Source organism: Streptomyces sp. NPDC053493 (assembly GCF_044544825.1).
Classification (GTDB): Bacteria; Actinomycetota; Actinomycetes; order Streptomycetales; family Streptomycetaceae; genus Streptomyces.
Window position 1 is genome coordinate 777,434 of record NZ_JBITXS010000002.1, and the last position, 24,121, is coordinate 801,554.

Here is a 24,121-nt window from a genome sequence, read left to right on the forward strand (position 1 = left end):
TTACGGATCGGGACACACGTCGGAACGCCGCCTGTGGGCGGTGCGGATCCACGCGACTCCGGGTGATCTGTGCCGACGAGGCTATGCCATGGCGCAGGCCCGGTAAAGCTCCGCGCGGCGGGCTCGGTCAGGGGTGCCGGCGCCCGAGAGGAGTTCGAAAAGGAAGGGCCGGAGGCGGCGGGAGACGGCTGCGGTGCGGGGCCGGCGCCGCGGGGCGACGCGTCTGCGCGTACGGCGGTGGCACCAGTCGGCTCGCTCACACCTGGCGCCACCATGACACCAAGCGGCGCCACCTGACGCCATGTGGCGCCAAAGGAGGTTGCGGTGGCGCCAAAGTGGTGCCACTATGGTTCGCATGGACCTGACCCCTTACGTCGACCACCTCCGCCGGGAGCTCGCGGTCGCCGCCGGCGCCGGCGGCGACGAGGCGCGTGCCCTGGCGGAGAGACTGACGACACCGCTGGAATCGGCCGTGCGGCTGACTCTCCTGAACGCGCTCTCGGCCGCCTCGGACGAGATCACCCGCGAGCTGGCGCCCGGCTCGGTGGACGTGCGGCTGCGCGGACTCGACCCCGAGTTCGTGGTGACGGCGCCACCGGCGCCCGACGCCGGCTACGAGAGCGCGCCCGCTCCTGCGACTCCGATGGCACCACCGGCGCCATCGATGGCGTCACTCGCCACCGACGGCGAGGAAGGTGCCACCGCCCGCATCAACTTCCGGCTGCCCGCGCCGCTCAAGGCCCGGGTCGAGGAGGCGGCCGGCCGGGAGGGCCTGTCGGTGAACGCCTGGCTCGTCCGCGCGGTCGCCCTCGCCCTGGAGCCGGCCGGCCCGCCTCCGTCGCAGCCCCGGCCGCCGCGCCACGGCCAGAGCTACCAGGGCTGGGTCCGCTAGCCGGCGGCGCCGCTCCTCCCCCACCAGTCACCCACCAGCCAGAGCCGCGAGGACGGGACCACCATGCCTTCTTTCGACACACCCGAGCCCATCATCGCCTCCCTCGACTTCGAGGTCGGCAACGTCCGGATCACCGCGGGCAAGCGCACCGACACGGTCGTCGAGGTCCTGCCGAGCAACGGCGCCGAGGAGGCCGACGTCAAGGCCGTCCAGCAGACCAAGATCACCTATGCCAACGGCACGCTGACCGTGAAGGGCGCCAAGAAGCGTTCTCCGTTCGGCCGGCACGGATCCATCGACATCACCGTGGAACTGCCCGAGGGATCGCGCCTCCACAGCACCTCTCCCATGGGCGACTACATCGGTGAGGGGACGCTCGGCGAATGCCGTGTGAAGACCTCGCTCGGCGACATCTCGCTCGGCGAGACCGGGCCGGCGAACCTGCGGACCGGTCACGGCGCCGTCCGCCTCGACCGGGCCACCGGCCCCGTCGAGATCAGCGCCGCCGGCCGGATCGACATCGGCGAGATCACCGGCACCGCGACGGTCAAGAACAGCAACGGCGAGACCGTGATCCGTGAGGTCACCGACGCCCTGGAGGTCACCTCCGCGAACGGCGGCGTCACCGTCGACACGGCGCACGCCTCGGTGGAGGTCAAGTCCTCCAACGGCCCCATCCGCGTCAACGACGTGGCCCGCGGTGTGGTCCGCCTGCAGGCCTCCGCCCACGACATCGAGGTCGGCATCCGCGCGTCCACCGCGGCCTGGCTCGACGTCAACACCAGGATCGGGACCGTACGCAACGCGCTCGACGCCGCCGAAGCCCCCGACACCTCCGACGACACCGTCGAGATCCACGCCCGCACCAGCGTCGGCGACATCGTCATCCGCCGCGCCTGAGACCGGCCCGGCCCCGCCCGGCGCGCGTCGCCGTCCTCGTGACGGCGACCGCGCGAGACCGGCATGCCATGTCACCCATGAAATGTCACATGACTCAAGGAGCGGACCGTATGACCATGACGGCCACCACCACCACGGCGATCTCCGCCGTCGGACTGCGCAAGTCCTACGGCGATAAGCTCGTCCTCGACGGCATCGACCTGAGCATCACCGAGGGAACGGTCTTCGCCCTGCTCGGCCCCAACGGCGCCGGGAAGACCACCACCGTCGAGATCCTCTCGACGCTCGTCGCGCCCGACGGCGGGCAGGCCCGGATCGCCGGCCACGACCTCGACGAGCGCCCCGAGGGCGTGCGCGCCGCCATCGGCGTCACCGGCCAGTTCGCCGCCGTCGACCAGCTCCTCACCGCCGAGGAGAACCTGATGCTGATGGCGGACCTGCGGCACCTGCCCCGGCCCGAGGGCCGGCGCCGGACGGCCGGGCTCCTGGAGCGGTTCGAACTCACCGAGGCCGCCCGCAAGCCCGTCAGCACCCTCTCCGGCGGCATGCGCCGCAAGCTCGACCTCGCGATGACACCCGTCGGCGAGCCGCGGATCATCTTCCTCGACGAGCCCACGACCGGTCTGGACCCGCGCAGCCGCCGCACCATGTGGGAGATCATCCGCCGGCTCGTCACCGACGAGGGCGTGACCGTCTTCCTCACCACGCAGTATCTGGAGGAGGCGGACCAGCTCGCCGACCGCATCGCCGTCCTCGACCGGGGCAGGCTCGTCGCCGAGGGCACCGCCGAGGAGCTCAAGCGCCTCATCCCCGGCGGCCACATCCTGCTGCGCTTCTCCGGAATCGCCGAACTCGACGCCGCGGCACGCCACTTCGGCGCCGCCGCCCGCGATCCCGAAGAGCTCGAGCTCCGCGTCCCCAGCGACGGCGGCATCCCCACCCTGCGGGCCGTGCTCGACGTCCTGGACGCCGCGGCGCTGCGCGCCGAGTCGCTGACCGTGCACACCCCCGACCTCGACGACGTGTTCCTGACCCTCACCGGTCGCGGCACCCCGGACACCACCACGGAGATGACCCGATGAGCACCCTCGCCCACGCCGTCAGCGACTCGACGACCATGCTGCGGCGCAACCTCAAGCACGCGCTGCGCTATCCGTCGATGACCGTCTCCGTCGTCGTCATGCCGGTGATGATGCTGCTGCTCTTCACCTACGCCTTCGGAGGCGCGCTCGGCGCCGGCATCGCCGGCGCGGGCGACGGGCAGTACATCGACTACGTCGCACCCGGCATCATCCTCATGACCGCGACCGCCGGCGCGGTGGCCACCGCGGTCAGCGTCTGCGTCGACATGACCGAGGGCATCGTCAACCGCTTCCGCACGATGTCGATCTCCCGCGCCGCCTTCCTGACCGGACACGTCCTCGGCAGTGTCCTCCAGACCCTGGCCGCCATCGCCCTGGTCATCGGCGTCGCGCTCGCCATCGGCTTCCGTCCCGACGCCTCCGCCGTCGAGTGGCTCGCCGCGATCGGCCTCCTCACCCTGCTCACGCTGGCCCTGACCTGGCTGTCCGCCGGCATGGGACTGGTGGCGAGGACGCCCGAGTCGGCGAGCAACGCGCCTCTGCCGCTGACCTTCCTGCCCTTCCTCGGCAGCGCCGTCGTGCCGACCGACTCGATGCCGACCGGGCTGCGCTGGTTCGCCGAGTACCAGCCCTTCACTCCCGCCATCGAGACGCTGCGCGGGCTGCTCATGGGCACCGCGATCGGCAACAGCGGCTATGTCGCGCTCACCTGGTGCGTCGGTCTCACCCTCGTCGGTTACCTCTGGGCGCGCGCCGCCTTCGGCCGTACGGCCAAGCGATAGCCCGCATGCCCACCGACACGCGAACTCTCCCGCACGACCGTCCGCTTCACCCCGTCTTACGGAGGAACTCCATGCGCCACGACGCGGAGCACACCGAGCCCGTCACCTTTCCCACGCAGCGCGCCGCCGGCTGCCCCTTCGACCCGCCCGCCGGCCTGAAGGCCGTGCGCGAGCGGCGGCCCCTGGCCCGGATGACGTACCCCGACGGGCACGTCGGCTGGCTGGCCACCGGCTACGCCACCGTCCGCTCGATCATGGGCGATCCCCGCTTCAGCTCGCGTTACGAGCTAATGCACTATCCCCTGCCCGGCGGCCCCGAGGGCCCGCTGCCGCCCGCCCCGGTCGGCGACATGACCGGCATGGACGCCCCCGAGCACACCCGCTTCCGGCGGCTCCTCATGGGCAAGTTCACCGTCCGCCGGATGCGGCAGCTGTCCGACCGCGTCGAGGAGATCACCGCGGAGCACCTGGACGCGATGGAGCGCCGGGGCCCCGGTGTCGACCTGGTGGAGGTGTACGCCCGCCCCGTGCCCGCGCTGATGATCTGCGAGCTGCTCGGGGTCCCGTACACGGATCGCGAGCGCTTCCAGCGGCACGCCCACACCCTCATGACCACGGACGTGACGCCCGAGGAGCGGTACGCCGCCGTCACCGGACTGCAGGAGTACATGGCCGAGCTGGTCGCCGCCAAGCGCGCCGAGCCCTCCGACGACCTGCTCGGCGACCTGGCCCGCGACTCCGACCTCACGGACGAGGAGCTGGTCGGCGTCGGCGGCTTCCTGCTCGCGGCCGGTCTCGACACCACCGCCAACATGATCGCCCACGGCACCTTCGCGCTGCTCGGCGACCCGGCCCAGGCCGAGGCCCTGCGCACCGACCCGGACCTCGCGCCGCAGGCCGTCGAGGAGCTGATGCGCTATCTGACGATCGCCCACACCAGCGTGAAGTCCGCGCTGGAGGACGTCGAGCTCGACGGAGAGCTGATCCGGGCGGGCGAGAGCGTGACCCTCTCCCTGGAGGCCGCCAACCGCGACCCGGACCGCTTCCCCGACCCCGACGTCCTCGACCTGAACCGCAAGGCCACGGGCCACCTCGGCTTCGGCCACGGAATCCACCAGTGCCTCGGCCAGCAGCTCGCCCGCGTCGAGCTGACCGTGGCCCTGCCGGCGCTGCTGAGGCGGTTTCCCACCCTGCGCCTGGCCGTGCCGGCCGAGGACGTGCCGCTGCGGACAGACATGAGCGTCTACGGCGTGCACCGGCTGCCCGTGACGTGGGACGAGGTCTGATCCCGTGGACGTCCGCGTCGACCGCGAGCGCTGCCTCGGCGCCGGCATGTGTGCCCTGACCGCCCCCGCGGTCTTCGACCAGGACGAGGACGAGGGTCTGGTCGTCCTCCTCGACCCTCGCCCGCCCCGGGAACACCGCACGGCGGCGGCCCTGGCCGCCGGCCTCTGCCCGGCCTCGGCCGTCACGGTCACCGCCGCCGCCGACGACGACGGCACCTGACGGCCGGACAGCGGGTCAGGTGCGCGGGTTGTCCACGTAGTTGCCCGTGTAGGAGGCCCGCAGGGTGAAGGAGCTGAACTTGTAGCCGATCACCCGGAAGCCGGCGATCTTCTTGCTGTCGTTCCAGGAGAGGTTGTACCAGGCGCGGTAGCCCCCGTGGCAGCCGCTGTCGTTCCAGCGCCGCGCACCGTACTCCCAGGTGCCGTCGGTGTGCTTGACCGCGAGCCGGATCGCGACCCGCTGCGCGTCGCAGCCGGTGTCCTTGACGGACAGCGAGCCGCGCGAGAGCGAGTAGGCGCCCCAGGTGAAGGTTCCGCTGCCGCAGACGCCGTGGGTGCAGACGTCACTGCGGCCGACCGCCTGGGCGTGCACGTCGGCCTGGGCCGGAGCCGCCAGGGCCATGGTTCCCGTGAGCGCCAGGGCGGCGGCGCCGAGGGCGGGTGAGAGCTTCATGGTCGAGATTCCCCCTTCGTCTCGACGGCCCACGACTGTCGGACCGTCGAGTCCGACCGTACGGCCGGCCGCCCGCCCGGGGCGTCCCACGAGCGGTGGACCGGAGGGGTAAACCTCCGCCTCAGGCGCGGGGCGGTCCGTCTCCACCCTGAGGTGGAGACGGACCGACCAGGCCGTGTCCTAACCGCGTCGGCCGCCGCGCTTCATCAGCGCGGTGTACAGCAGCAGGGAGGCGGCGAGGCCGACCGCCCAGCCGTAGTCGGCGAGCGGTTCGAGGAAGGGGATCAGTCCGTCCTCGGGGAACGGGCCGGTTCCCGGGGCCGAGTGGGATCCGCCGACGGCGAGGATCCCGCCGGCCACGAAGGCGAGGACGGCCGCCGGGTTCCATCCGCCGCGGTACCAGTAGGGCCCGTCGGAGCGGTACAGGCCGCCGAGGTCGAGGACGGTGCGGCGGACGAGCCAGTAGTCGGCGATGAGGATGCCGGCGACGGTGCCGAGGAGTCCGCCGACCAGGCCGAGCCAGGTGAAGATGTAGAGCTCGGGAGTGGCGGTCAGCTTCCACGGCATGATGAGCACGCCGACGACGCCGGTGATCAGGGCGCCGGTGCGGAAGTTGACCCGCTTCGGGGCGAGGTTGGCGAGGTCGTACGCCGGGGAGACGACGTTGGCGGCGATGTTCACCGAGAGGGTGGCGACGAGGACGGTGACGAGGGCGAAGAGCAGCCCGAAGACGTTGTCGGTCTTCGCGGCCAGGGCCACCGGGTCCCAGACGGGCGCCCCGTAGACGGCCTGCGATCCGGAGGTGACGAGCACCGAGAGCAGCGCGAAGAGCGTCATGGTGGTGGGCAGGCCGAGGGACTGGCCCCACACCTGGGCGCGCTGGCCGGCGCCGAAGCGGGTGAAGTCGGGGATGTTCAGCGACAGCGTCGCCCAGAAGGCGATCATGCCCATGAGGGCGGGGAAGAAGACCCGCCAGAAGTCGGCGCCCCAGCCCAGCTTCGACGGCTGGTCGAGGAGCGGCCCGAGCCCGCCGGCCTCGGTCGCGATCCAGACCAGGAGCACCAGCGCGCCGACGATGACGAAGGGCGCGGCCCAGTTCTCGAAGCGGCGCAGCGCGTCCATGCCCCGGTAGATGAGGGCGAGTTCGAGCGCCCAGAAGAGCAGGAAGCAGAGCCAGAGCGTCCAGGGCTGGCCGCCGATCCGGCCGGCCTCGGCCCAGCCGCCGAAGATCTTGCCGAGCAGCACGAAGATCCCCTGGCCGCCGATCCAGGTCTGGATGCCGAACCAGGCGCAGGCCACCGCGGCGCGGATCAGCGCGGGCAGGTTGGCGCCGCGCAGGCCGAAGGAGGCGCGGGCCAGGACCGGGAAGGGAATGCCGTACTTCGGTCCGGCGTGCCCGGTCAGCAGCATCGGCAGCAGCACGATGACGTTGGCGAGGGCGATGGTGACGACGGCCTGCAGCCAGTCCATGCCGAGGGCGACGAGGCCGGAGGCGAGCAGCCAGGAGGGGATGTTGTGGGCCATGCCGACCCACAGGGCGGCGAAGTTGTACGTGGTCCAGCGGCGTTCGGCGACGGGGACGGGCAGCAGGTCGTCGTTGGCGAAGCGGAGGTCGGCGGGGGCCGTGCCGGGCGTGAGCTCGACACGGCCGGGCGTGGATATGCCGGGTCTGTCGGAGGAGGCGGTCTCGGTCATGGCGGCGGGTCCTTCGTTCGGGGACGGAACGAGGCCGTGCGGGCGGCGTGGGGAGGGCCGGCGGGGCTCAGGCCCGGAGCGCGGGGATGACGTCGGAGCCGTAGGCGTCGATCGTGGCCTCGCGGGCGTCGTGCATCGCGTACACCGCGAACTGGTCGACGCCCAACTCCCGCAGCCGGCGCAGTTTGCCGACATGGGCCTCGGCGGGGCCCAGGAGGCAGAAGCGGTCGACGATCTCGTCGGGGACGAAGTCGGTGGACGGGTTTCCGGCCCGGCCGTGGTGGCTGTAGTCGTAGCCGTGCCGGTCCTTGATGTAGGCGGTGAGCTCGTCGGGGACCATGGCGGAGTGCTCGCCGTAGCGGGCGACCAGGTCGGCGACGTGGTTGCCGACCATGCCGCCGAACCAGCGGCACTGCTCGCGGGCGTGGGCGAGGTCGTCGCCGACGTAGGCCGGGGCGGCGACGCAGACGGTGACGGAGGCCGGGTCGCGGCCGGCGTCGGCGGCGGCCTGGCGGACGGCCTTGACCATCCACTCGGTGAGGAAGGGATCGGCGAGCTGGAGGATGAAGCCGTCGGCCTTCTGCCCGGCGAGGGCGAGCGCCTTCGGGCCGTACGCCGCCATCCACACCGGCAGCCTGCCCTCCTTCACCCACGGGATGCGGATCGGGTTGCCGTCAACGACCGCCTCGCGGCCCTCGGCGAGGTCGCGGATGACGTCGATGGCCTCGCCGAGCCGGGCGAGTGTGTTGGGCTTGCGGCCGGCGACGCGCATGGCGGAGTCGCCCCGGCCGATGCCGCAGACGGTGCGGTTGCCGTACATGTCGTTGAGGGTGGCGAAGGTGGAGGCGGTGACCTCCCAGGTCCGCGTCCCCGGGTTCGTCACCATGGGACCGACGTGCAGCTTCGTGGTGTGTTCGAGGATCTGGCTGTAGATGACGAAGGGTTCCTGCCACAGCACGGCGGAGTCGAAGGTCCAGCCGTAGCGGAAGCCGTTGCGCTCCGCCCGGCGCATCAGGCCGACGACCTGCGAGGCGGGTGGGTCGGTCTGCAGGACGAGTCCGAAGTCCAAGGGGGCGGCCTCCTAGTTCAGGTACTGGCAGGTGGAGCGGGGGACGAAGCTGCCGTGGCCGGCGCGCCCGGTGAACTTCCGCTGCTCGATGACGGGTTCGCCGCGGGAGAGGACGGTCTCGACCTGGCCGGTCACGGTCCTTCCTTCGTACGCGGAGTAGTCGACGTTCATGTGGTGGGTGGCCGCGGACAGGGTCTGGGTGGCGTGCGGGTCGTAGATCACGACGTCGGCGTCGGCGCCGGGCGCGATCGTGCCCTTCTGCGGGTAGAGGCCGAACATCCTCGCCGGGCTCGCGCAGGCGATCTCGATCCAGCGGCGGCGCGTGATGTGCCCGTCGACGACGGCCTGGTGCAGCAGGTCCATGCGGTTCTCGACGCCCGGCAGGCCGTTGGGGATCTTGGAGAAGTCGCCGCGGCCGAGGTCCTTCTGGCCCACGAAGCAGAAGGGGCAGTGGTCGGTGGAGACGACCTGGAGGTCGTCTCCGCGCAGGCCGCGCCAGAGCGCCGCCTGGTGCTCCTTGGGCCGCAGCGGTGTCGAGCAGACGTACTTGGCGCCCTCGAAGTCCGGCTCCGCCAGGTTGTCGGTCGACAGGAAGAGGTACTGCGGGCAGGTCTCGCCGAAGACGGGCAGGCCCTTGTCGCGGGCGGCGGTGATCTCGGCGACGGCCTCCTCGGCGGACACGTGGACGACGTAGAGCGGGGAGCCGGCGACCCGGGCGAGCTGGATGGCCCGGTGGGTGGCCTCCGCCTCGAGGAGGGCCTTGCGGACCTCGCCGTGGTAGCGGGGATCGGTCTCGCCGCGGGCGAGGGCCTGTTCGACCAGGACGTCGATCGCGATGCCGTTCTCCGCGTGCATCATGATCAGGCCGCCGTTGGCCGCGCCGCGCTGCATGGCGCGCAGGATCCGGCCGTCGTCGCTGTAGAAGACGCCGGGATAGGCCATGAACAGCTTGAAGGAGGTGATGCCCTCCTGGACGAGCTTGTCCATCTCCTTCAGCGAGTGCTCGTCCACGTCGGAGAGGATCATGTGGAAGCCGTAGTCGACGGCGCACTTGCCGTCGGCCTTGGCGTACCAGGTGTCGAGGCCTTCACGGAGCGAGTGGCCGACGGTCTGGACGGCGAAGTCGACGATGGTGGTGGTGCCACCCCAGGCGGCGGCACGGGTGCCAGTCTCGAAGGTGTCGGAGGCGAAGGTGCCGCCGAAGGGCAGCTCCATGTGGGTGTGCGCGTCGACGCCGCCCGGGATGACGTAGCGGTCGGTGGCGTCGAGGACGCGCTCGGCGGTCCAGCCGGCGGCGATGTCGGAGCCGTGGGCGGCGAGGGCGACGATCCGCCCGTCCTCGATCAGGACGTCGGCGTGGAGTTCGTCGGCGGCGGTGACGACCAGGCCGCCGCGGATGAGGGTGCGGGTGCTCACGGACTTCTCCCCTGCGAACTAGATGGATCCGAGGGCCTGTTCGAGGATCGCCGCGCCTTCCTCGGCCTCGGCGACGGTGAGCGAGAGCGGGGGCGCGATCCGCAGGGCGGTGGTGTTGTGGCCGCCGCCCTTGCCGATGAGCAGGCCGCCGGAGCGGGCGGCCTCCAGGGCGGTGGAGGCGGCGTCGGGTGCGGGGCGGTCGGTGCCGGGCTCGGTGAGCTCGATGCCGATCATCAGGCCGCGGCCGCGCACCTCGCGTACGGCGTCGACTCCGGCGGCGACGGCCCGGAGCCGTTCGAGGAGGAGGCCGCCGACGCGGCGGGCGTTGCCCTGGAGGTCGTGTTCGAGGAGGTACGCGAGGTTGGCGAGCCCGGCGGCCATGGTGACGGGCGAGCCGCCGAAGGTGGAGATGGAGTTGGCGTCGAGGCAGTTCATGATCTCGGCGCGGGCGACGACGCCGCCGATGGACATGCCGTTGCCGATGCCCTTGGCGAAGGTGAGGATGTCCGGCGGGCCGGCCTGGCCGTGTGCCTGCCAGCCCCAGAAGTGCTCGCCGGTGCGGCCCCAGCCGGTCTGCACCTCGTCGGCGATCCAGAGGATGCCGTGCCGGTCGAGGACCCGGCGGAAGGCGGCGTAGAGGCCGTCGGGCGGTGAGGTGAAGCCGCCGACGCCCTGGATGGGCTCGGCGATGAGGGCGGCGACGCCCGCCCGGGTCTGGCCGAGGAGGTCCTCGAGGTCGGCGACGCAGGCGTCGACGAACCGCTCGTCGGTGTACTGGGCGTAGGGGCCACGGGTGCGGACGCCGCCGTGCACGTAGAGGGTCTGGAGCGGGGACAGGCCGGTGGGCGACCAGGCGCGGTTGCCGGTGATGCCGACGGTGGAGAAGGAGCGCCCGTGGTAGCTGTTGCGCATCGCCAGGATCTGGTTCGAGCGGCGGTACGTGGTGGCCAGGAGCAGGGCCGTGTCGTTGGCCTCGGTGCCGGAGGTGGTGAAGAAGACCCGGGCGTCGGGGATGCCGGACAGGGCCGCGATCCGCTCGGCGAGCTCCACCATGGGGCGGTTGAGGTAGAGCGTGGAGGAGTGGATCATCCGCGCGGCCTGGTCGGCGATCGCCTTGGTGACCTCGGGCAGGGCGTGGGCGGTCATGGTGGTGAGGATGCCGCCGAAGAAGTCGAGGTAGCGGTTGCCCTCGGCGTCCCAGACGTGGCGGCCCTCGCCGTGGGTCAGCTCCAGCGGGTCCTTGTAGTAGAGGGTGATCCAGTCGGGGATGACGGCGCGGTGGCGGTCGTGGAGGCTGCTCACGGCTGCACCAGCCCGTCGTAGGCGTCGGGGCGGCGGTCGCGGTAGAAGGCCCACTGCTGCCGGACCTGCTCGATGAGGCCGAAGTCGAGGTCGCGGACGACGAGTTCCTCCTCCTTGTCGGAGGCGACGTCGCCGACGAACTGGCCGCGCGGGTCGACGAAGTAGCTCGTGCCGTAGAAGTCGTTGTCGCCGTACTCCTCGATGCCGACGCGGTTGATGGCGGCGACGAAGTACTCGTTGGCGACGGCGGCGGCGGGCTGCTCCAGCTGCCAGAGGTAGGAGGAGAGACCGCGGTGGGTGGCGGACGGGTTGTACACCAACTGTGCTCCGTTGAGGCCGAGTTGTCGCCAGCCCTCGGGGAAGTGCCGGTCGTAGCAGATGTAGACGCCGACCTTGCCGACGGCGGTGTCGAAGACGGGCCAGCCGGCGTTGCCCGGGCGGAAGTAGTACTTCTCCCAGAAGCCCTTGACCTGCGGGATGTGGTGCTTGCGGTACTTGCCGAGGTAGCTGCCGTCGGCGTCGATGACGGCGGCGGTGTTGTAGTAGAAACCGGCGCCCTCGACCTCGAAGACCGGCACGACGACCACCATCCCGGTCTCCCGGGCGAGGGCCTGCATCCGGCGCACGGTGGGTCCGTCCGGCACGGGTTCGGCCCAGCGGTAGTGCTCGGGCTCCTGCACCTGGCAGAAGTACGGGGCGTTGAACACCTCCTGGAAGCCGATGACCTTCGCGCCCTGCCGGGCGGCCTCGTGGGCGTGCTCCTCATGCTTGGCGATCATGGATTCGGTGTCGCCGGTCCAGGTCGCCTGGACGAGCGCGGCGCGTACGACGTCGGTCATGAGCTGCTCCTTCGGCACGGCGTCAGAGAGCCTCTACGCACGTAGACGCGATGCGTAGGAGGAGAACGTAAGCCCCGTCACACCCCGGAGCAAGACCACTGCCGCGAAGCAGCGGAGTCGATCATGTTTCATACCCGACTGGTCGACGTCGGACACGTACCGACACGTGGGGAGACATCCCAGTCGCCACGACCTGTCCGTACGCGACAGAGCGCCGATGCCTGCGTCCGGGCGCCCGGACCGCCACACCAGCCCGGCGATCCGCAGCGCGTGCAGCAGGTCCCGCTCGCGCGCGGGCGCGAGGGTGCGCGCGGCGGCGAGCAGCTCCCGGGTGAGGGCGCCCGGGTCCACGGCGGCGAGCCGGGCCGCGTCCTCGGGCGTACGGGTGCGGGTGAAGGCGGCCAGGAGGGCGTCGGCCTCCGGGTGCCGGGCCGCGGCGCGCAGGGCGGCGCGGATCTCGGCCACCTCCGCCACGGGGCGAGCGGCGCCCTGCCGCAGCAACTGGTCGCGGTCCTGCTCCCGCCCCGCGCCGGCGAGCGCCCCGGCGACACCGGCGAACCGCCCGGGCGGCAGCGCGGCCGCCTCCCACAGCACGGTCGCCCAGTCGGCACCGAGCCCGGCCCGGTGCAGTTCGCCGGCGAGTGCCGGAAGCCAGGCGGCGGGCCCGGCGAGCGCCTCGCACAACAGCGCGTGCGCCTCGCCGGTGCGGCCCTGGGCCCGCAGCCGCCGCAGCGCGTAGACGGCGTTCCCGGCGGCCCGGACGGCCTGCGGGTCGTCGACCACGGGCGCCGCCACGGGCCCGGCCTCGGCGGGTCCGCCTCCGAACCGCGCTCCTCGGGGCGCGGCCACCGGCCCGGCGGGCCCCGCGGGCGGCTCGACCACGGGCGGCGGCGCGGCCTGGTCCAGGTACGCGTAACGGGCGCCGCGAGGACGGCGCCTGGTGCCGGCGGCGGGCTGGGCGGGCGCCGCGAGCGATGTCGCAGACGGCTCGGCGGGCGGCGCGGGCGGAGACGGCGGGAGTGGAGACGGTGGGGCGGGCGTGGCGAGCCGGCCGAGCCGGCCGAGCTGGTCGAGCCGGGTCGTGAGTTCGGCGATCCGGGCGCGGGCGCGGGTCAGGTCGTCGCGCACCCAGGCCAGGTCGGCGCCGTCCGCGGCGAGGTCACGGAGCCGGGACTCGGCGGCGCGGGCCTCGTGGCGCATCAGGTCGCGGCGCCGGGCGAGGTCCTCGGCCGCGCCCGGCGAGCCGCGGTCGTGGGCGGCCGCGGCGGCCGCGTGCAGGGCCCTGCCCCGTACCGCCGGCGCGCCGTCCAACGGTTCGCCGAGGTCCTGAAGGAAGGACGCGGCGACGTCCCAGGGCAGGATGTCCACGCCGTCGAGGCAGGCCCGCAGGCCTTCCGGGTCGCGGGCGGCGAAGACGCCGTACCAGCCCGCGCCGGGATCGAGCCGGGCGGCCAGTTCGCGCAGCCAGCCGGTGAAGGCGGCGACCTCGGCCGTCAGTTGGTGCACCGTCATACCACTGCCTTTCGGTCCGACCGGCATTGGACCGCAGGCGTGTTACGGGACGGCTACGCAGAGTTTTCAGGGGGTGCGCGCGAAGCTCACCACGATGCCGGTGTGCGGGCGCCTGCCGAGGCGGGCGAGGGTCGCCGGCCAGTCGACGGCCCAGAACTGCCAGGTGTACTTGCGGGACAGCAGCCGCCGCACCCGGCGCAGTTCCTCGCCGGTGACGAGCCGGGCCGTGCCCTCCACCCGTATGGCGTCCTCCGCCACGTTCCCGCGCACGTCGCAGACGGCGGCGAGGACGCGATGGTCGCGGCGCAGGCGCTTGACCTTCCAGGAGTCGGTGCGCGTCCACGCGTACAGCTCGTCGCCCTCGACCGCGTACCAGACGGGCGTGGCGACGCCGGTGCCGTTCTTCCGGAAGGTGGTCAGACTGACGTAGCGGCCGCGCCGCAGCTCCTCGGGCATCATGACCGCCGAGGGTAACCGAGGCCGGCCGGCCACCCGGCCGGCCGGCCACGGCGAGGGACTAGAAGCCCTTCACCACCCAGTCCTGGGCGTCGGGCGTGGGGCTGCCCTGGGTCCACAGGGTCAGCCAGACGCCGTTGCCGAAGGAGTTGCCCTTCGGCGTGATGGCCTTGCCGTAGGCGTTGACGGCGCTGCCGTCGGCCGACGGCGAGAACCGCTGGACGTCACTGGAGGGGTTGCAGGTCCACAGGGTCAGCAGCGCGCCGTTGGTGTTCGCGCCGTTGGCCTCGGGGGTGATGCACTTGCCGCTCGCCTTGTGGACGATCAGGCCGTTCTCGTACTTCCACCGCTGGACGTCCGAGCCGGTGCAGGTCCACACCGTGATCGGGGTGCCGTTGGCGGTGCCGTTGCCCTGGGGCGTCGCGCAGACGGAGCCGGCCTGGTGGAAGTTGGTGAGCCAGCTCCAGCCGTCGACGGCCTTGCCGGCGTCGGGCTCGATGTTGAAGACGACCCTGCGCGGGCCGCTGGAGTCCACGAGCGCCTCGTTGGCGCCCCAGAGCCGCTTGGCGAGCGGGTCCCAGGACAGGCCCTGGGTCAGCTCGGGCGCCTGGGTGAGGACGTGCGGCGCCTCACCGGGCTTGGCCACGTGGACGCAGGAGTAGCCGGCCGGCCAGTACGCGGGACAGGTGCCGCTCATGTAGTAGCTGGTGCCGTCGGTGGCCGTGCCCTGGATGCCCCACACGGGAGAGGTGTAGCCCGTGGTCTCCGAGGCGACGGTGGTGGGAAGGCCGGTGCCGAGGGCCGAGAGCGGCCAGCGGACGATGCGGGCGCCCGCGCCCTGCCGGTTCTCCACCGAGACGAGGGCCGGCGTCGGGCCGGAGCGGTCGACGCTCAGGCTGCTCAGGCACAGCTCGTTGAAGACCTCCGCCCCGCAGGCACGGGGGCTGCTGTTGCGCCAGGCCGTGGCGGGGTCGTCGACCGTGGCGGTGCTGATCGTGCTGTAGCGGGCGACGAGCGGCATCGCCCACAGGTGGTAGCGGGCGGAGGTCTTGCCGGAGGCCATGCCGGTGACGGCGCTCGCGGTGTCGTTCATGCGCCACATGCGCGTGAGGTCGAAGACCTGGAGTTCCGCGCCGTTGGCGACGAACAGCCGGTTGCCGTACCAGGCGACGCCGTCCGCGTGCGAGGCGTACTTGAGCTGCATGAAGTTGCCGGCGATCGGCTCGACGAGCGCGATGTGCCCGTACTTGACCTGGCCGCCCGCCGACTCCGCGATCGTCACCCGCGCGTAGTCCTCGACCGTCGACGGCTTGCGGTCCTTGACCCACGTGCCGTGGTACCAGGAGGTGGCGGTCAGGGAGCGGCCCGCATACAGCCCGTCGGCGGTGGCGGCATGCGAACCCGCGAAGCCCTGCGGCATCCAGCCGCCTTCGGCGTCCGAGTAGTCCGACCGGTCGTCCTCGTCGTCCCAGCAGAAGCCCGCGGGCTTGAGGGCGCCGTTGAGCGCGGTGGCGTGACACAGTCCGGGACGTCCCGTACGGGTGCCCAGGACGTCGGTGACGGACGCCTTGGCGACTCCGGCGGCCTCGGCGGAGTCGATGAGGCCCGTCTTGTCGCCGTCGACGCGGGTCAGCTTGAAGTTCGCGGCGAACGGGTCGAGGCCCGAGGCGGCCTGGGCGGGCTGGGCGGGAAGCAGGACGGAGGCGGCCACGGCGGCGCCGAGCGCGAGCTGGGCGAGACGGCTTCTTCGTCCGAACATGAGTTTCATTGAGGGAGGTTAACCTGCGCAAATGCTTCATGATCATTTCTTCACGGGGTCTTCACGGGGACTCCGTGTCGTACGACTCGCGGGCGCGGGTGACCTCGGGGCCATGGGCGCGGGCCCAGCCGCAGGCGACGTCGAGCGGGCCGATCAGGGAGCGGCCGAGCGCGGTGAGCGCGTACTCGACGCGCGGCGGGTTCTCGTCGTACTCGGTACGGGAGAGCAGCCCGTCGCGCTCCATGGCGCGCAGCGTCTCGGTGAGGACCTTGGGAGTGATCCAGTGCAGCGGTACGCGCAGTTCGGTGAAGCGGCGCGACCTGCCGTCCTCCAGGCAGCGCAGGACGACGGCGGTCCACTTGCCTCCGAAGACGCGGACGGGCTGCGGGCGGGCGGCGCAGTCGGGGTCCTCGAAGAGGGCGGGGCTCAGGGGCGCGGGGCCGCCCGGCTCCGGCCGCTCCGACCGCTCTCGCCGCTGGTGTTCGACCATGCGGCCGACGCTAGCCCACCCCGCCGGTACCGTTGAAGTAACCGGCCGTCCCCGCCCTACCGTTCGCGCCATGAACACGAACACGAACACGAGCGCGAACACGCCTGCGAACGCACATGCGAACGGCGTCATCGTCTTCGGGGCCGGCGGCCGGGTGGGCCGGGCGGCGGTGGCGGAGGCCGTCTCCCGCGGCCACCGCGTCACGGCGGTGGTCCGCGACCCGGCGAAGTACCGCGACCTGGAAGCCGATGCGGTCACGGTGGTACGCGGCGACGTCACCGACCCGGCGTCGGTGGCCGCGCTCTCGGCCGGCCACCGGGCCGCGGTGAACGCCTCGGTGCGCCTCGACGTGCCGTCCGAGGAGTACTTCACCTCGGCCACGAAGGCGCTGGTCGCCGGACTCACGGAAGCGGGCGTCCCCCGGCTCGTCGTGCTGGGGATCGCCACCACGCTGGAGACCGCACCGGGTGTGCGGGTGATGGACGCGCCCGGCTTCCCCGAGGAGTACCGGGTCTTCTCCCGGGGCCATGTGGCCGAGTTCGCGTTGCTGACCGGCGAGGCGGGCGCCGGTCTCGACTGGCTGATGGTGGTCCCGGCGCTCGACCTCGACCCGGCGGCGCCGGTGACCGGCGGCTACCGCACGGCGGTCGGCACCGTCCTCGACGGCCCCGGCCGCATCGCCCACGCCGACCTCGCCCGCGCGATCCTGGACGAGATCGACCACCCGCGGCACAGCCGCGTCCAACTGGCCGTGTCCGTCTAGGACTTCCATCCGGTCACGCAGCGACGACGCCCAGGAGGGCGCAGCGTGTCACCAGGTCGTCCATCGACAGGTCGAGGACGCCGGCGAGGGCGGCGACGGTGAAGAAGGCGGGAGTCGGGGCCCGGCCGGTCTCGATCTTGCGGAGGGTCTCGGCGGAGAGGCCGGCCGCCGCGGCGACCTCGGCCATCGAGCGGTCGCCGCGCGCCTCGCGCAGCAGCCGGCCGAGCCGTTCGCCGCGCTCGCGCTCTTCCGGGGTCAAGGGTGTGCGCACCATGACACCCATTCTAATACCGGTATAGTAATTGGCATGGTGGAGATCAAGACGGATGCGAACCTGCTGCTCATGCGCGAGGCGGGAAGGGTGGTGGCCCGGGCGCTGGAGGCCGTACGGGAGAAGGCGGCGCCCGGTGTGACGACGGCCGAACTCGACCAAGTGGCCCGGGAGGTCCTGGCGGCGGCCGGGGCCGGGTCGCCGTTCCTGGGCTATCACCCGGACTGGGCGCCGGTGCCCTTCCCGGCGGTGCTCTGCCTCTCCGTGAACGATGCCGTCGTGCACGGCGTCCCGGACGGCACCCGGCTCGCCGACGGCGACCTGGTGAGCGCGGACTGCGGCGCGGTCCTCGGCGGCTGGGTCGGGGACTCGGCCGTCAGCTTCACGGTCGGCCGGGCCCGCCCGGAGGACACCCGGCTGATCGACACGGCCTACGAGGCCCTGGAGGCCGGCATCGCGGCGGCCGTGGTCGGCAACCGGATCGGGGACGTCGCGCACGCGATCGGCCGGGTCTGCCGCCGGGCCGGGTACGGCATCCCGGACGGCTTCGGCGGCCACGGCGTGGGCCGCACGATGCACGAGGACCCGGGCGTTCCCAACGAGGGACGCCCAGGCCGGGGCATGCCGCTGCGGCACGGCATGGTGATCGCGATCGAGCCGATGCTGATCGGAGGCGGCGACGACCACCACTACACGGCACGGGACGGCTGGACGGTCCGTACGGCCGACGGCTCGCGGGCGGCGCACACCGAGCACACGGTGGCGATCACGGACGACGGCCCGCGGATCCTCACCGCCCCGTAGGAACACCCGCCGCCTCCAGGCGCCGGCTCGGCCGGGAGCCGGCGCCGCGCGCTACGGCGTGAGCCAGCCGCGCAGGAGTCTGCTCACCGCCGGCATCGCCACGTACGTCATCAGCACGTTGAACACGCAGGCCGTGATCGCGCTGCTGACCACCAGCGGCAGCGCGGTCAGATGGGGCACCAGGAGGAGACCGCCGAACAGAGAGATCGGATAGATCGCCAGGGTCGCGCTGATCGCCATCTTCCAGCGCGGCGGCGCCGGCCGCGTGGAGCCCGGCTTGGCGAACCAGGTCTCCATGCCGGTCAGCCGCCGCCGGGCGATCTCGGTGTGGTGGTGCCCTTCGCAGTCGGCGAACCAGGCCGCCCGCTCGGGCGACTCCTGCCACGCCCGGCACGCCTCCGCGTCCCGGAAGCGGTGGACGAGGAACCACGGGGCGTCGCCGCCGGAGGAGCGGAAGAGGCCGTAGCCCAGGTGGCCGGGGAAGGCGGCGGCGCTGTCGAGGATGCCCCTCGCCCACCGCTCGAAGGCCGCTTCGTAGCCCGGCTCCACCCGGCGGGCTATCAGCAGGGTCACCTCACCGGTGTCGGCGGGGACGGTGGCGTGCTCAAGGCTGACCGCGGTCATCCGAACTCCTCGTCGTCACGCCGCGCCCGCCCCCACCTTACGCTGCCCCCGGGCGCCTAAGAGGCGGGGCGGACCACCATCGCCGAGCCGCCGCCCCGGCGCACCGTCTCGGCGGCGGCCAGCCAGCGCCCGTCGGGCAGGCGCTGGACGCCGGTCGCCGCGCCGATCTCCGGGTTCTGCCGGAAGCCGTGCCCGATCGCCTCCAGTTCGACCCTGAGCGGGCTGTTCCACAGCGCCGGTTCGAGTTCCGTGGTGGTCTGGTTGCGCTGGCTGGCGCGGGGCGCGGCGATGGCGTCCACGAGCGGCAGACCGCGGTCCACGACGCCGGTCAGGGTCTGCAGGACGGTGGTGATGATGGTGGCGCCGCCGGGCGAGCCGAGCGCGAGCACCGGCCGTCCGGCCTTGTCGAGGACGATCGTCGGCGAGATCGAGGAGCGCGGGCGCTTGCCGGGGCCGGGCAGGTTGGGGTCGTGGACGGCCGGGTTGGCCGGGGCGAAGGAGAAGTCGGTCAGCTCGTTGTTGAGCAGGAAGCCGCGGCCGGGCACGGTGATGCCGCTGCCGCCGGTGGACTCGATGGTGAGCGTGTAGGCGACGACGTTGCCCCACTTGTCGGCGACGGTGAGGTGGGTGGTGTTCTCGCCCTCGTACGTCGTCGGTGCGGCGGTGCCGCCGTTCGCGCAGCCGCCGGCCGCCGGATGCCGCGGGTCGCCGGGCGCGAGCGGGCTGGTCAGGGCGGCGTCGTCGCGGATCAGGCAGGCCCGGGAGTCGGCGTAGCGCTGGGAGAGCAGGCCGCGCGTCGGCACGTCCTCGAAGGCCGGGTCGCCGACCCAGCGGCCCCGGTCGGCGAAGGCGATGCGGCTGGCCTCGATGAAGCGGTGAAGGTAGCCGGCCTGGGAGGCGCGGGAGAGGTCGGTGCCCTCCAGGATGTTGAGGGCCTCGCCGACGCTGGTGCCGCCGGACGAGGAGGGCGCCATGCCGTAGACGTCCAGACCCCGGTAGGACACCTTGGTGGGCCGCCGCTCGACGGTGCGGTACGCGGCGAGGTCGCGCTCCGTCAGGTCGCCGGAGCGCACCACCCGGCCGGCGCCGGCGCGTACCGGCGGGTGCTGAACGGTGTTGACGACGTCCCGGGCGAGCGGGCCCTTGTAGAGCGCGCCGACGCCCTCGCGGCCGAGCTTCTCGTACGTACGGGCCAGGTCGGGGTTCTTGAAGGTGGAGCCGACGACGGGAAGTTGCCCGCCGGGCAGGAAGAGGTCGGCCGAGGCCGGGAAGTCGCGGAAGCGGGCCTCGTTGCCGGCGGTCTGGGAGCGGAAGGTGGCGTCGACGGTGAAGCCGTCGCGGGCCAGTCGCTCGGCCGGTTCGAGGAGCCTGCCGAGCGGCTTGCTGCCCCAGTTGTCGAGGGCGGTCTCCCAGGTGGCGGGCGTGCCGGGAACGCCGACGCCGCGGCCGCTGGTCATGCCCTCCTCGAACGGGATGGGCTTGCCGTTCTCGACGAACAGGTTCGCGTCGGCGGAGGCGGGCGCGGTCTCGCGGCCGTCGACGGTGTGGACCGTACGGGACTTGGCGTCGTAGTAGACGAAGAAGCCGCCTCCGCCGATGCCGGCCGAGTACGGCTCGGTGACGCCGAGGGCGGCGGCCACGGCGACGGCGGCGTCGACGGCGTTGCCGCCCTTGCGCAGCACCTCGACGCCGGCCGCCGAGGCGTCCGCGTCGACACTGGCCACGGCGCCGCCCCAGCCGGTGGCGACGGGCACCTTGGCGGGTGCGGGAGGGTGCGGCGCGGCCGTCGGCGGGGCGGCGGCGCCCACCGAGAGCACCGTCGCGGCGACGGCCACGAGCGACCCGTTGCGTACTGCAGAACCCCTCGACCGAAACCGCATGCGTACCTCCAGTCAACGACCGTCCGGGCAGCCTAACTTCTGCCCGTGCCTCCCGTCAGGACCGCGTGCGGCCGCCGTGTCGAACAGCGGACCGCTTGCCGCTAGCATGCGCGCCCATGAACGAAGACCTGCGCAACGTCGTCCTGGGCGTGCTCGCCACCGGCGTCAGCGGTTCGCTGGGCTGGCTGTCCCGCACCTACCTGTGGCGCCGTGACCGGCGGCGCAAGCAGGCGTTCTTCGGACTGCGCGAGGGAGCCGAGTGCCTCCTGGTGGTGAACCGCAAGGCGGGCAGCGAGCGGGCGGTGCACAACGTCGACGTGTCCGCGCTGCTCGAACTGTCCGCGCTGCTGAAGGACTGCGGGGCCCGGCCGGAGATGGTGCAGCACGACGCGATACGGCAGGGCCTCGGCGACCGCACGGAGTTCTGCGTCGGCGGGCCGTACTCGAACCGGCGCATGGCGGCGCATCTCGCGTCCCTGCTGCCGGGCTTCACCATGCGCGTGGAGTCGGACCCGGTGCCGGACCGGGGCATGTTCACGGTGGGCGGCGAGGTGTACCGGGGTGTGCCCGGGGCGACGGAGTACGTGCTGCTCGCGCGGCTCGTCGGCGGCGACGGCGGCCGTCCGGTGTTCCTCTTCTGCGGGCAGTACGCGGTCGCCAACCAGGCCGCCACGCGCTATCTGGCCCGGCATCACGAGCGGCTGGCGCGGAAGTACGGCTCCGGTCCCTTCGTGCTGCTGCTGAAGGTGGTCAACTCCGACGCGTACGGGCCGGACGTGGTCGAGCTGGTGGCGGACGTGACCCGGCAGGCGCGGACGCCGATCAGCCCCGCCAGTCCGCCCGCACCGGCAGCGACTTGATCCCGTTGATGAAGTTGGACACCAGTCGCCGGGGCGGCCCGGCGAGTTCCAGGTCCGCGCACGCCGCGCGCAACTCCTCGTGGAGGATGCGTAGTTGGAGCCGGGCGAAGTGGGCGCCGAGGCAGACGTGCGGGCCGTCGCCGAAGGAGACGTGCGGGTTGGGATCGCGGGCCAGGTCGAGCCGCAGCGGGTCGGCGAAGACGCGTTCGTCGTAGTTGGCGGAGGCGTGGAAGACGACGACCTTGTCGCCCGCGGCGACGGTCCGGCCAGCCAGTTCGGCGTCCCGGGTCGCGGTGCGCCGGAAGGACAGCACGGGCGGGTGGAAGCGCAGCAGCTCGTCGACCGCCGGGCCGACGCCGGCCTCGCCCCGCCACAGCCTGCCCCGCTCGTCCGGGTGGGTGGCGAGCGCGAGGACTCCGCCGGGCGCGGCGCTGCGGACGGTGTCGTTGCCCGCGACGGTCAGCAGGAAGAAGAACATCTCCAGTTCGGCGTCGTGCAGTGCGGACCGGGCGAGCACGGTCATGACGTCGTCGGCCGGGTGCGTGCGCTTGTGGGCGGCGAGCTCCTGCGCGTACGCGAACATCTCGGCGAGCATCGCCGGTGACCGGGGGTTGACCGGTCGTCCCTCGGCGTCGAGCACGGGCGGCTCGTCCGGGTCCTGGTACGCGATCACCCGCTCGGTCCAGGAGTGCAGCAGCCCGCGGTCGCTCGCGGGCACGCCGAGCAGGTCGGTGAGGTTGAGCAGGGCGTAGTCGTCGGTGACGGCGCGGACGAGATCGATCTCCTCGCCGCCCGACTCCCGTGCGGAGGCGAGGAGTTCACGTGCCCGGCCGCGCGCGGTGGCGGCGAACCGCTCGATCCTTCCGGGTGTGAAGGCGCGGCTGACGAGCCGGCGCAGCCGTCCGTGGTGGGGCGGGTCCTGGTTGAGCATCATCCGCCGGATGAAGGGCAGGTCGGCGGGGTCGGGGTCGCGGATCTGGGTGGCACCGGCGTACGAGGAGAAGCCGGTCGCGTCCTTGAGGACCCGTACGACGTCGGCGTGCCGCGTCACCGCCCAGAAGCCGGGCCCGGCGGGCCAGCCCAGGACCTCGTACTCCTCCTGGCGGGCGACCGGGTGGTGGTCGCGCAGGGCGCGGAAGCGGTCGTGCGGGATTCCCGAGGCGTAGATCCGCGGATCGAAGACGTCGGGCGCGCCGGCCGCGCCGTCGCCCTCGGCCTCGTCGTCGTGCGCGTTCCCCACCGGCCCTCCCGTCGGCGTGAACGGAGTGAAGACGTCACCATCATGACAGGTCAGAGGCGGTTTTCGTAGGACGGAACGCACAGTTCACGAGCCTTGTCCGGGGTGTCGGCCGACTCCCAGAATCTCCGTCGTGCATCACACCGAGACAGGGGGCACATGAGGAACTCGGAAGAGATCGATCAGGACGCGGTGCTGCGGGCGCGGGTGCTGCTGCTGGGGTCGGGGCGGCTGGACCTCGCGGAGGAGGTCGGCGCGTACCGGGTGCTGGCGCGGGTCAGCCCGAAGGCGTATCTGCCGAAGCTGGTCGACGCGGTGCTGCTGTGGAGCTACCGGACCCGGGACCGGGCGGCGGAACTGGCGCTGATCTCGGAGGCGGTCGAGGCCGCGCGGCGGATCGACGCCGATGTGACGGGCGGGACGGAGCGGCTGGGCCGGGCCCTGGCCGCCCGGGAGCGGGCGCTGTTCGCGAGCGGGCGGCGGGCCGAGGGGCGCGCGGTGTGCGAGGAGTTGGCGGCGATCGGCCGCTACGGGCGGCTCGCGAACGTGCTGTCCGAGGAGGGCCGTCACGCGGAGGCGGCCGGTCTGTACGACCGGCACGTCCCGGCCGTGCGGTCGGACGCGTCCGCCGGGTCCGGCGCGTCCGACGGGGCCCACGTGTCCCCCGTGTCCGACTGGACGGTGATCGAGTGGGCGGCCGCGCTCGACGCCGCCGGCCGGCAGGAGCGGGCGCTCGAGGTGTTCGGCGGGCTCGTGGCGGACCGGCGGCGCACGGCGTGGGAGAACAACTCCCCGCTGGCGTCCCTGGTGTGGGCGCTGGAGCAGTACGCCCGGATGGCCGCGGCCGCCGGGCGCGACGGCGAGGCGGCCGCCGCCCGACGGGAGACGCTGGACCTGCTGACCCGCCTCGCGCGCGAGGGCGAGCCCGTGAGCTGGAGCAACATCCAGGCGTCGTGGGTGACGCTCTTCGTCCTGTCGGGCCGTCAGGACGAACCGCCCGGCCGTCCCGACGCCCCGGTGCCGCCGTTCGGTACCTATCGCGGACACGGCTGGTCGGCCGACGCGCGCGAGGCCTTCGACGCCGCCGTGCCCGCCTTGGAGGAGCGGGCCGCCGCGTTGCGCGCGTCCGGGGACCTGGCCGGGCTGGTCACCGTGCACCGGCGGCTGACCGTCCGCGCGGCGCAGCGCTGGCAGACCTCCGGCCGCCGGGACCCGGAGACGCTCCTTCCGGCCTACGACGAAGGCGTCGCCCTGGCGCGGCGCCTCACCGGCGACGGCGGGTCCGCCGCGGCCCGGGCGCTGACCGACCGCGCGATGTTCCTCCTCGCCGTACGGCAATACGCGAAGGCCCGGGAGGACTTCGCGGAGGCGGCCGCTCTGCTCGACGGGCCCACCCGGCACGGTCCGCCGCGCGAGCCCGGGAAGAGCGTGCCGAGCTGACGGCGACGTTCCACCAATCGTTACCCATGCGTAACTTACCCAGCGGTTACCTAGGGTAAGTCCACGCGGTTACCGTCGGGTCACTTTCA

General features: G+C 72.8%; 24 protein-coding genes. 10 read left to right on the plus strand and 14 right to left on the minus strand.

Annotated features, from left to right (window positions below):
• Nucleotides 1–355 precede the first annotated feature (355 nt).
• The 6 genes from ACIGO8_RS09255 (at nucleotide 356) to ACIGO8_RS09280 (ending at nucleotide 5,162) form a co-directional block, all read left to right on the plus strand.
• Complete coding sequence (locus ACIGO8_RS09255) at nucleotides 356–892, plus strand: hypothetical protein (RefSeq protein ID WP_399726277.1); 537 nt, start codon at nucleotides 356–358, stop codon at nucleotides 890–892.
• Nucleotides 893–955: 63 nt separating this feature from the next.
• Nucleotides 956–1,792: a DUF4097 family beta strand repeat-containing protein gene (locus ACIGO8_RS09260; protein WP_399726279.1), complete on the plus strand. Its 837-nt coding sequence runs from the start codon at nucleotides 956–958 to the stop codon at nucleotides 1,790–1,792.
• A 110-nt stretch (nucleotides 1,793–1,902) separates the two neighbouring features.
• Entirely contained in the window at nucleotides 1,903–2,874 is a 972-nt protein-coding gene (locus tag ACIGO8_RS09265; RefSeq protein WP_399726283.1) for an ATP-binding cassette domain-containing protein, read from the plus strand.
• On the plus strand, nucleotides 2,871–3,656 hold the full coding sequence (locus ACIGO8_RS09270) for an ABC transporter permease (protein ID WP_399726285.1): 786 nt from the start codon (nucleotides 2,871–2,873) through the stop codon (nucleotides 3,654–3,656). Before ACIGO8_RS09265 ends, ACIGO8_RS09270 begins: the two co-directional genes overlap by 4 nt.
• A gap of 71 nt (nucleotides 3,657–3,727) precedes the next feature.
• On the plus strand, nucleotides 3,728–4,942 hold the full coding sequence (locus ACIGO8_RS09275; RefSeq protein WP_399726288.1) for a cytochrome P450: 1,215 nt from the start codon (nucleotides 3,728–3,730) through the stop codon (nucleotides 4,940–4,942).
• A gap of 4 nt (nucleotides 4,943–4,946) precedes the next feature.
• Nucleotides 4,947–5,162 (plus strand): ferredoxin, encoded by a 216-nt coding sequence (locus tag ACIGO8_RS09280; protein ID WP_399726291.1) that lies wholly within the window; start codon nucleotides 4,947–4,949, stop codon nucleotides 5,160–5,162.
• A 15-nt stretch (nucleotides 5,163–5,177) separates the two neighbouring features.
• Here ACIGO8_RS09280 and ACIGO8_RS09285 read toward each other — a convergent pair whose 3' ends face one another.
• The 10 genes from ACIGO8_RS09285 to ACIGO8_RS09330 form a co-directional block, all read right to left on the minus strand.
• Entirely contained in the window at nucleotides 5,178–5,615 is a 438-nt protein-coding gene (locus ACIGO8_RS09285) for a hypothetical protein (protein ID WP_399726294.1), read from the minus strand.
• Nucleotides 5,616–5,795: 180 nt separating this feature from the next.
• Nucleotides 5,796–7,310 carry an NCS1 family nucleobase:cation symporter-1 gene (locus ACIGO8_RS09290; protein ID WP_399726297.1) on the minus strand — a complete coding sequence of 505 codons (1,515 nt, stop codon included), beginning with the start codon at nucleotides 7,308–7,310 and terminating at the stop codon, nucleotides 5,796–5,798.
• Between the two features lie 67 nt (nucleotides 7,311–7,377).
• Nucleotides 7,378–8,379, minus strand: coding sequence for a TIGR03842 family LLM class F420-dependent oxidoreductase (locus tag ACIGO8_RS09295; RefSeq protein WP_399726299.1), 1,002 nt, complete (start codon nucleotides 8,377–8,379; stop codon nucleotides 7,378–7,380).
• 12 nt (nucleotides 8,380–8,391) lie between these two features.
• Complete coding sequence (gene hydA, locus ACIGO8_RS09300) at nucleotides 8,392–9,795, minus strand: dihydropyrimidinase (protein ID WP_399726300.1); 1,404 nt, start codon at nucleotides 9,793–9,795, stop codon at nucleotides 8,392–8,394.
• Nucleotides 9,796–9,813: 18 nt separating this feature from the next.
• On the minus strand, nucleotides 9,814–11,097 hold the full coding sequence (locus tag ACIGO8_RS09305; RefSeq protein ID WP_399726303.1) for an aspartate aminotransferase family protein: 1,284 nt from the start codon (nucleotides 11,095–11,097) through the stop codon (nucleotides 9,814–9,816).
• Complete coding sequence (locus ACIGO8_RS09310; RefSeq protein WP_399726305.1) at nucleotides 11,094–11,936, minus strand: nitrilase-related carbon-nitrogen hydrolase; 843 nt, start codon at nucleotides 11,934–11,936, stop codon at nucleotides 11,094–11,096. The genes ACIGO8_RS09305 and ACIGO8_RS09310 overlap by 4 nt, the downstream gene beginning before the upstream one ends.
• A gap of 33 nt (nucleotides 11,937–11,969) precedes the next feature.
• Nucleotides 11,970–13,448 carry a UL36 very large tegument protein gene (locus ACIGO8_RS09315; RefSeq protein ID WP_399726308.1) on the minus strand — a complete coding sequence of 493 codons (1,479 nt, stop codon included), beginning with the start codon at nucleotides 13,446–13,448 and terminating at the stop codon, nucleotides 11,970–11,972.
• A 66-nt stretch (nucleotides 13,449–13,514) separates the two neighbouring features.
• Nucleotides 13,515–13,907 (minus strand): PPOX class F420-dependent oxidoreductase, encoded by a 393-nt coding sequence (locus ACIGO8_RS09320; protein WP_399726311.1) that lies wholly within the window; start codon nucleotides 13,905–13,907, stop codon nucleotides 13,515–13,517.
• A gap of 58 nt (nucleotides 13,908–13,965) precedes the next feature.
• On the minus strand, nucleotides 13,966–15,672 hold the full coding sequence (locus ACIGO8_RS09325; protein ID WP_399726313.1) for an RICIN domain-containing protein: 1,707 nt from the start codon (nucleotides 15,670–15,672) through the stop codon (nucleotides 13,966–13,968).
• Between the two features lie 52 nt (nucleotides 15,673–15,724).
• Nucleotides 15,725–16,153, minus strand: coding sequence for a winged helix-turn-helix transcriptional regulator (locus ACIGO8_RS09330; RefSeq protein WP_399726315.1), 429 nt, complete (start codon nucleotides 16,151–16,153; stop codon nucleotides 15,725–15,727).
• Nucleotides 16,154–16,223: 70 nt separating this feature from the next.
• On the opposite strand from ACIGO8_RS09330, the gene ACIGO8_RS09335 reads away from it, so the two are divergent.
• Nucleotides 16,224–16,916: an NAD(P)-dependent oxidoreductase gene (locus ACIGO8_RS09335; protein WP_399726317.1), complete on the plus strand. Its 693-nt coding sequence runs from the start codon at nucleotides 16,224–16,226 to the stop codon at nucleotides 16,914–16,916.
• Nucleotides 16,917–16,929: 13 nt separating this feature from the next.
• Here ACIGO8_RS09335 and ACIGO8_RS09340 read toward each other — a convergent pair whose 3' ends face one another.
• On the minus strand, nucleotides 16,930–17,190 hold the full coding sequence (locus tag ACIGO8_RS09340; RefSeq protein ID WP_399726320.1) for a helix-turn-helix domain-containing protein: 261 nt from the start codon (nucleotides 17,188–17,190) through the stop codon (nucleotides 16,930–16,932).
• Nucleotides 17,191–17,223: 33 nt separating this feature from the next.
• On the opposite strand from ACIGO8_RS09340, the gene map reads away from it, so the two are divergent.
• Nucleotides 17,224–17,991, plus strand: coding sequence for a type I methionyl aminopeptidase (map, locus tag ACIGO8_RS09345; RefSeq protein ID WP_399726323.1), 768 nt, complete (start codon nucleotides 17,224–17,226; stop codon nucleotides 17,989–17,991).
• Nucleotides 17,992–18,042: 51 nt separating this feature from the next.
• On the opposite strand, the gene ACIGO8_RS09350 is transcribed toward map, so the two are convergent.
• Nucleotides 18,043–18,615 carry an antibiotic biosynthesis monooxygenase gene (locus ACIGO8_RS09350; protein ID WP_399726326.1) on the minus strand — a complete coding sequence of 191 codons (573 nt, stop codon included), beginning with the start codon at nucleotides 18,613–18,615 and terminating at the stop codon, nucleotides 18,043–18,045.
• A 56-nt stretch (nucleotides 18,616–18,671) separates the two neighbouring features.
• Nucleotides 18,672–20,495, minus strand: coding sequence for a gamma-glutamyltransferase (ggt, locus tag ACIGO8_RS09355; protein ID WP_399726329.1), 1,824 nt, complete (start codon nucleotides 20,493–20,495; stop codon nucleotides 18,672–18,674).
• Between the two features lie 116 nt (nucleotides 20,496–20,611).
• Between ggt and ACIGO8_RS09360 the strand changes: the two genes are divergently transcribed.
• Entirely contained in the window at nucleotides 20,612–21,355 is a 744-nt protein-coding gene (locus ACIGO8_RS09360; protein WP_399726331.1) for a hypothetical protein, read from the plus strand.
• Here ACIGO8_RS09360 and ACIGO8_RS09365 read toward each other — a convergent pair.
• Complete coding sequence (locus ACIGO8_RS09365) at nucleotides 21,318–22,595, minus strand: cytochrome P450 (RefSeq protein WP_399726334.1); 1,278 nt, start codon at nucleotides 22,593–22,595, stop codon at nucleotides 21,318–21,320. The two genes, ACIGO8_RS09360 and ACIGO8_RS09365, sit on opposite strands and share 38 nt — an antisense overlap.
• A 156-nt stretch (nucleotides 22,596–22,751) precedes the next feature.
• Between ACIGO8_RS09365 and ACIGO8_RS09370 the strand changes: the two genes are divergently transcribed.
• Nucleotides 22,752–24,032 (plus strand): hypothetical protein, encoded by a 1,281-nt coding sequence (locus tag ACIGO8_RS09370; protein ID WP_399726337.1) that lies wholly within the window; start codon nucleotides 22,752–22,754, stop codon nucleotides 24,030–24,032.
• Nucleotides 24,033–24,121: the final 89 nt, after the last annotated feature.

Excerpts from the sequence above, each read along its gene's own strand:
- ACIGO8_RS09350 (WP_399726326.1), bottom strand. The coding sequence starts at position 18,615 with ATGACCGCGGTCAGCCTTGAGCACGCCACCGTCCCCGCCGACACCGGT.
- ggt (WP_399726329.1), bottom strand. The coding sequence starts at position 20,495 with ATGCGGTTTCGGTCGAGGGGTTCTGCAGTACGCAACGGGTCGCTCGTG.
- ACIGO8_RS09290 (WP_399726297.1), bottom strand. The coding sequence starts at position 7,310 with ATGACCGAGACCGCCTCCTCCGACAGACCCGGCATATCCACGCCCGGC.
- ACIGO8_RS09315 (WP_399726308.1), bottom strand. The coding sequence starts at position 13,448 with ATGACGGTGCACCAACTGACGGCCGAGGTCGCCGCCTTCACCGGCTGG.
- ACIGO8_RS09320 (WP_399726311.1), bottom strand. The coding sequence starts at position 13,907 with ATGATGCCCGAGGAGCTGCGGCGCGGCCGCTACGTCAGTCTGACCACC.
- map (WP_399726323.1), top strand. The coding sequence starts at position 17,224 with ATGGTGGAGATCAAGACGGATGCGAACCTGCTGCTCATGCGCGAGGCG.
- ACIGO8_RS09265 (WP_399726283.1), top strand. The coding sequence starts at position 1,903 with ATGACCATGACGGCCACCACCACCACGGCGATCTCCGCCGTCGGACTG.
- ACIGO8_RS09275 (WP_399726288.1), top strand. The coding sequence starts at position 3,728 with ATGCGCCACGACGCGGAGCACACCGAGCCCGTCACCTTTCCCACGCAG.
- ACIGO8_RS09310 (WP_399726305.1), bottom strand. The coding sequence starts at position 11,936 with ATGACCGACGTCGTACGCGCCGCGCTCGTCCAGGCGACCTGGACCGGC.
- ACIGO8_RS09340 (WP_399726320.1), bottom strand. The coding sequence starts at position 17,190 with ATGGTGCGCACACCCTTGACCCCGGAAGAGCGCGAGCGCGGCGAACGG.
- ACIGO8_RS09335 (WP_399726317.1), top strand. The coding sequence starts at position 16,224 with ATGAACACGAACACGAACACGAGCGCGAACACGCCTGCGAACGCACAT.
- ACIGO8_RS09260 (WP_399726279.1), top strand. The coding sequence starts at position 956 with ATGCCTTCTTTCGACACACCCGAGCCCATCATCGCCTCCCTCGACTTC.
- ACIGO8_RS09325 (WP_399726313.1), bottom strand. The coding sequence starts at position 15,672 with ATGAAACTCATGTTCGGACGAAGAAGCCGTCTCGCCCAGCTCGCGCTC.
- ACIGO8_RS09370 (WP_399726337.1), top strand. The coding sequence starts at position 22,752 with ATGAGGAACTCGGAAGAGATCGATCAGGACGCGGTGCTGCGGGCGCGG.
- ACIGO8_RS09255 (WP_399726277.1), top strand. The coding sequence starts at position 356 with ATGGACCTGACCCCTTACGTCGACCACCTCCGCCGGGAGCTCGCGGTC.
- ACIGO8_RS09330 (WP_399726315.1), bottom strand. The coding sequence starts at position 16,153 with ATGGTCGAACACCAGCGGCGAGAGCGGTCGGAGCGGCCGGAGCCGGGC.
- ACIGO8_RS09285 (WP_399726294.1), bottom strand. The coding sequence starts at position 5,615 with ATGAAGCTCTCACCCGCCCTCGGCGCCGCCGCCCTGGCGCTCACGGGA.
- ACIGO8_RS09360 (WP_399726331.1), top strand. The coding sequence starts at position 20,612 with ATGAACGAAGACCTGCGCAACGTCGTCCTGGGCGTGCTCGCCACCGGC.
- ACIGO8_RS09270 (WP_399726285.1), top strand. The coding sequence starts at position 2,871 with ATGAGCACCCTCGCCCACGCCGTCAGCGACTCGACGACCATGCTGCGG.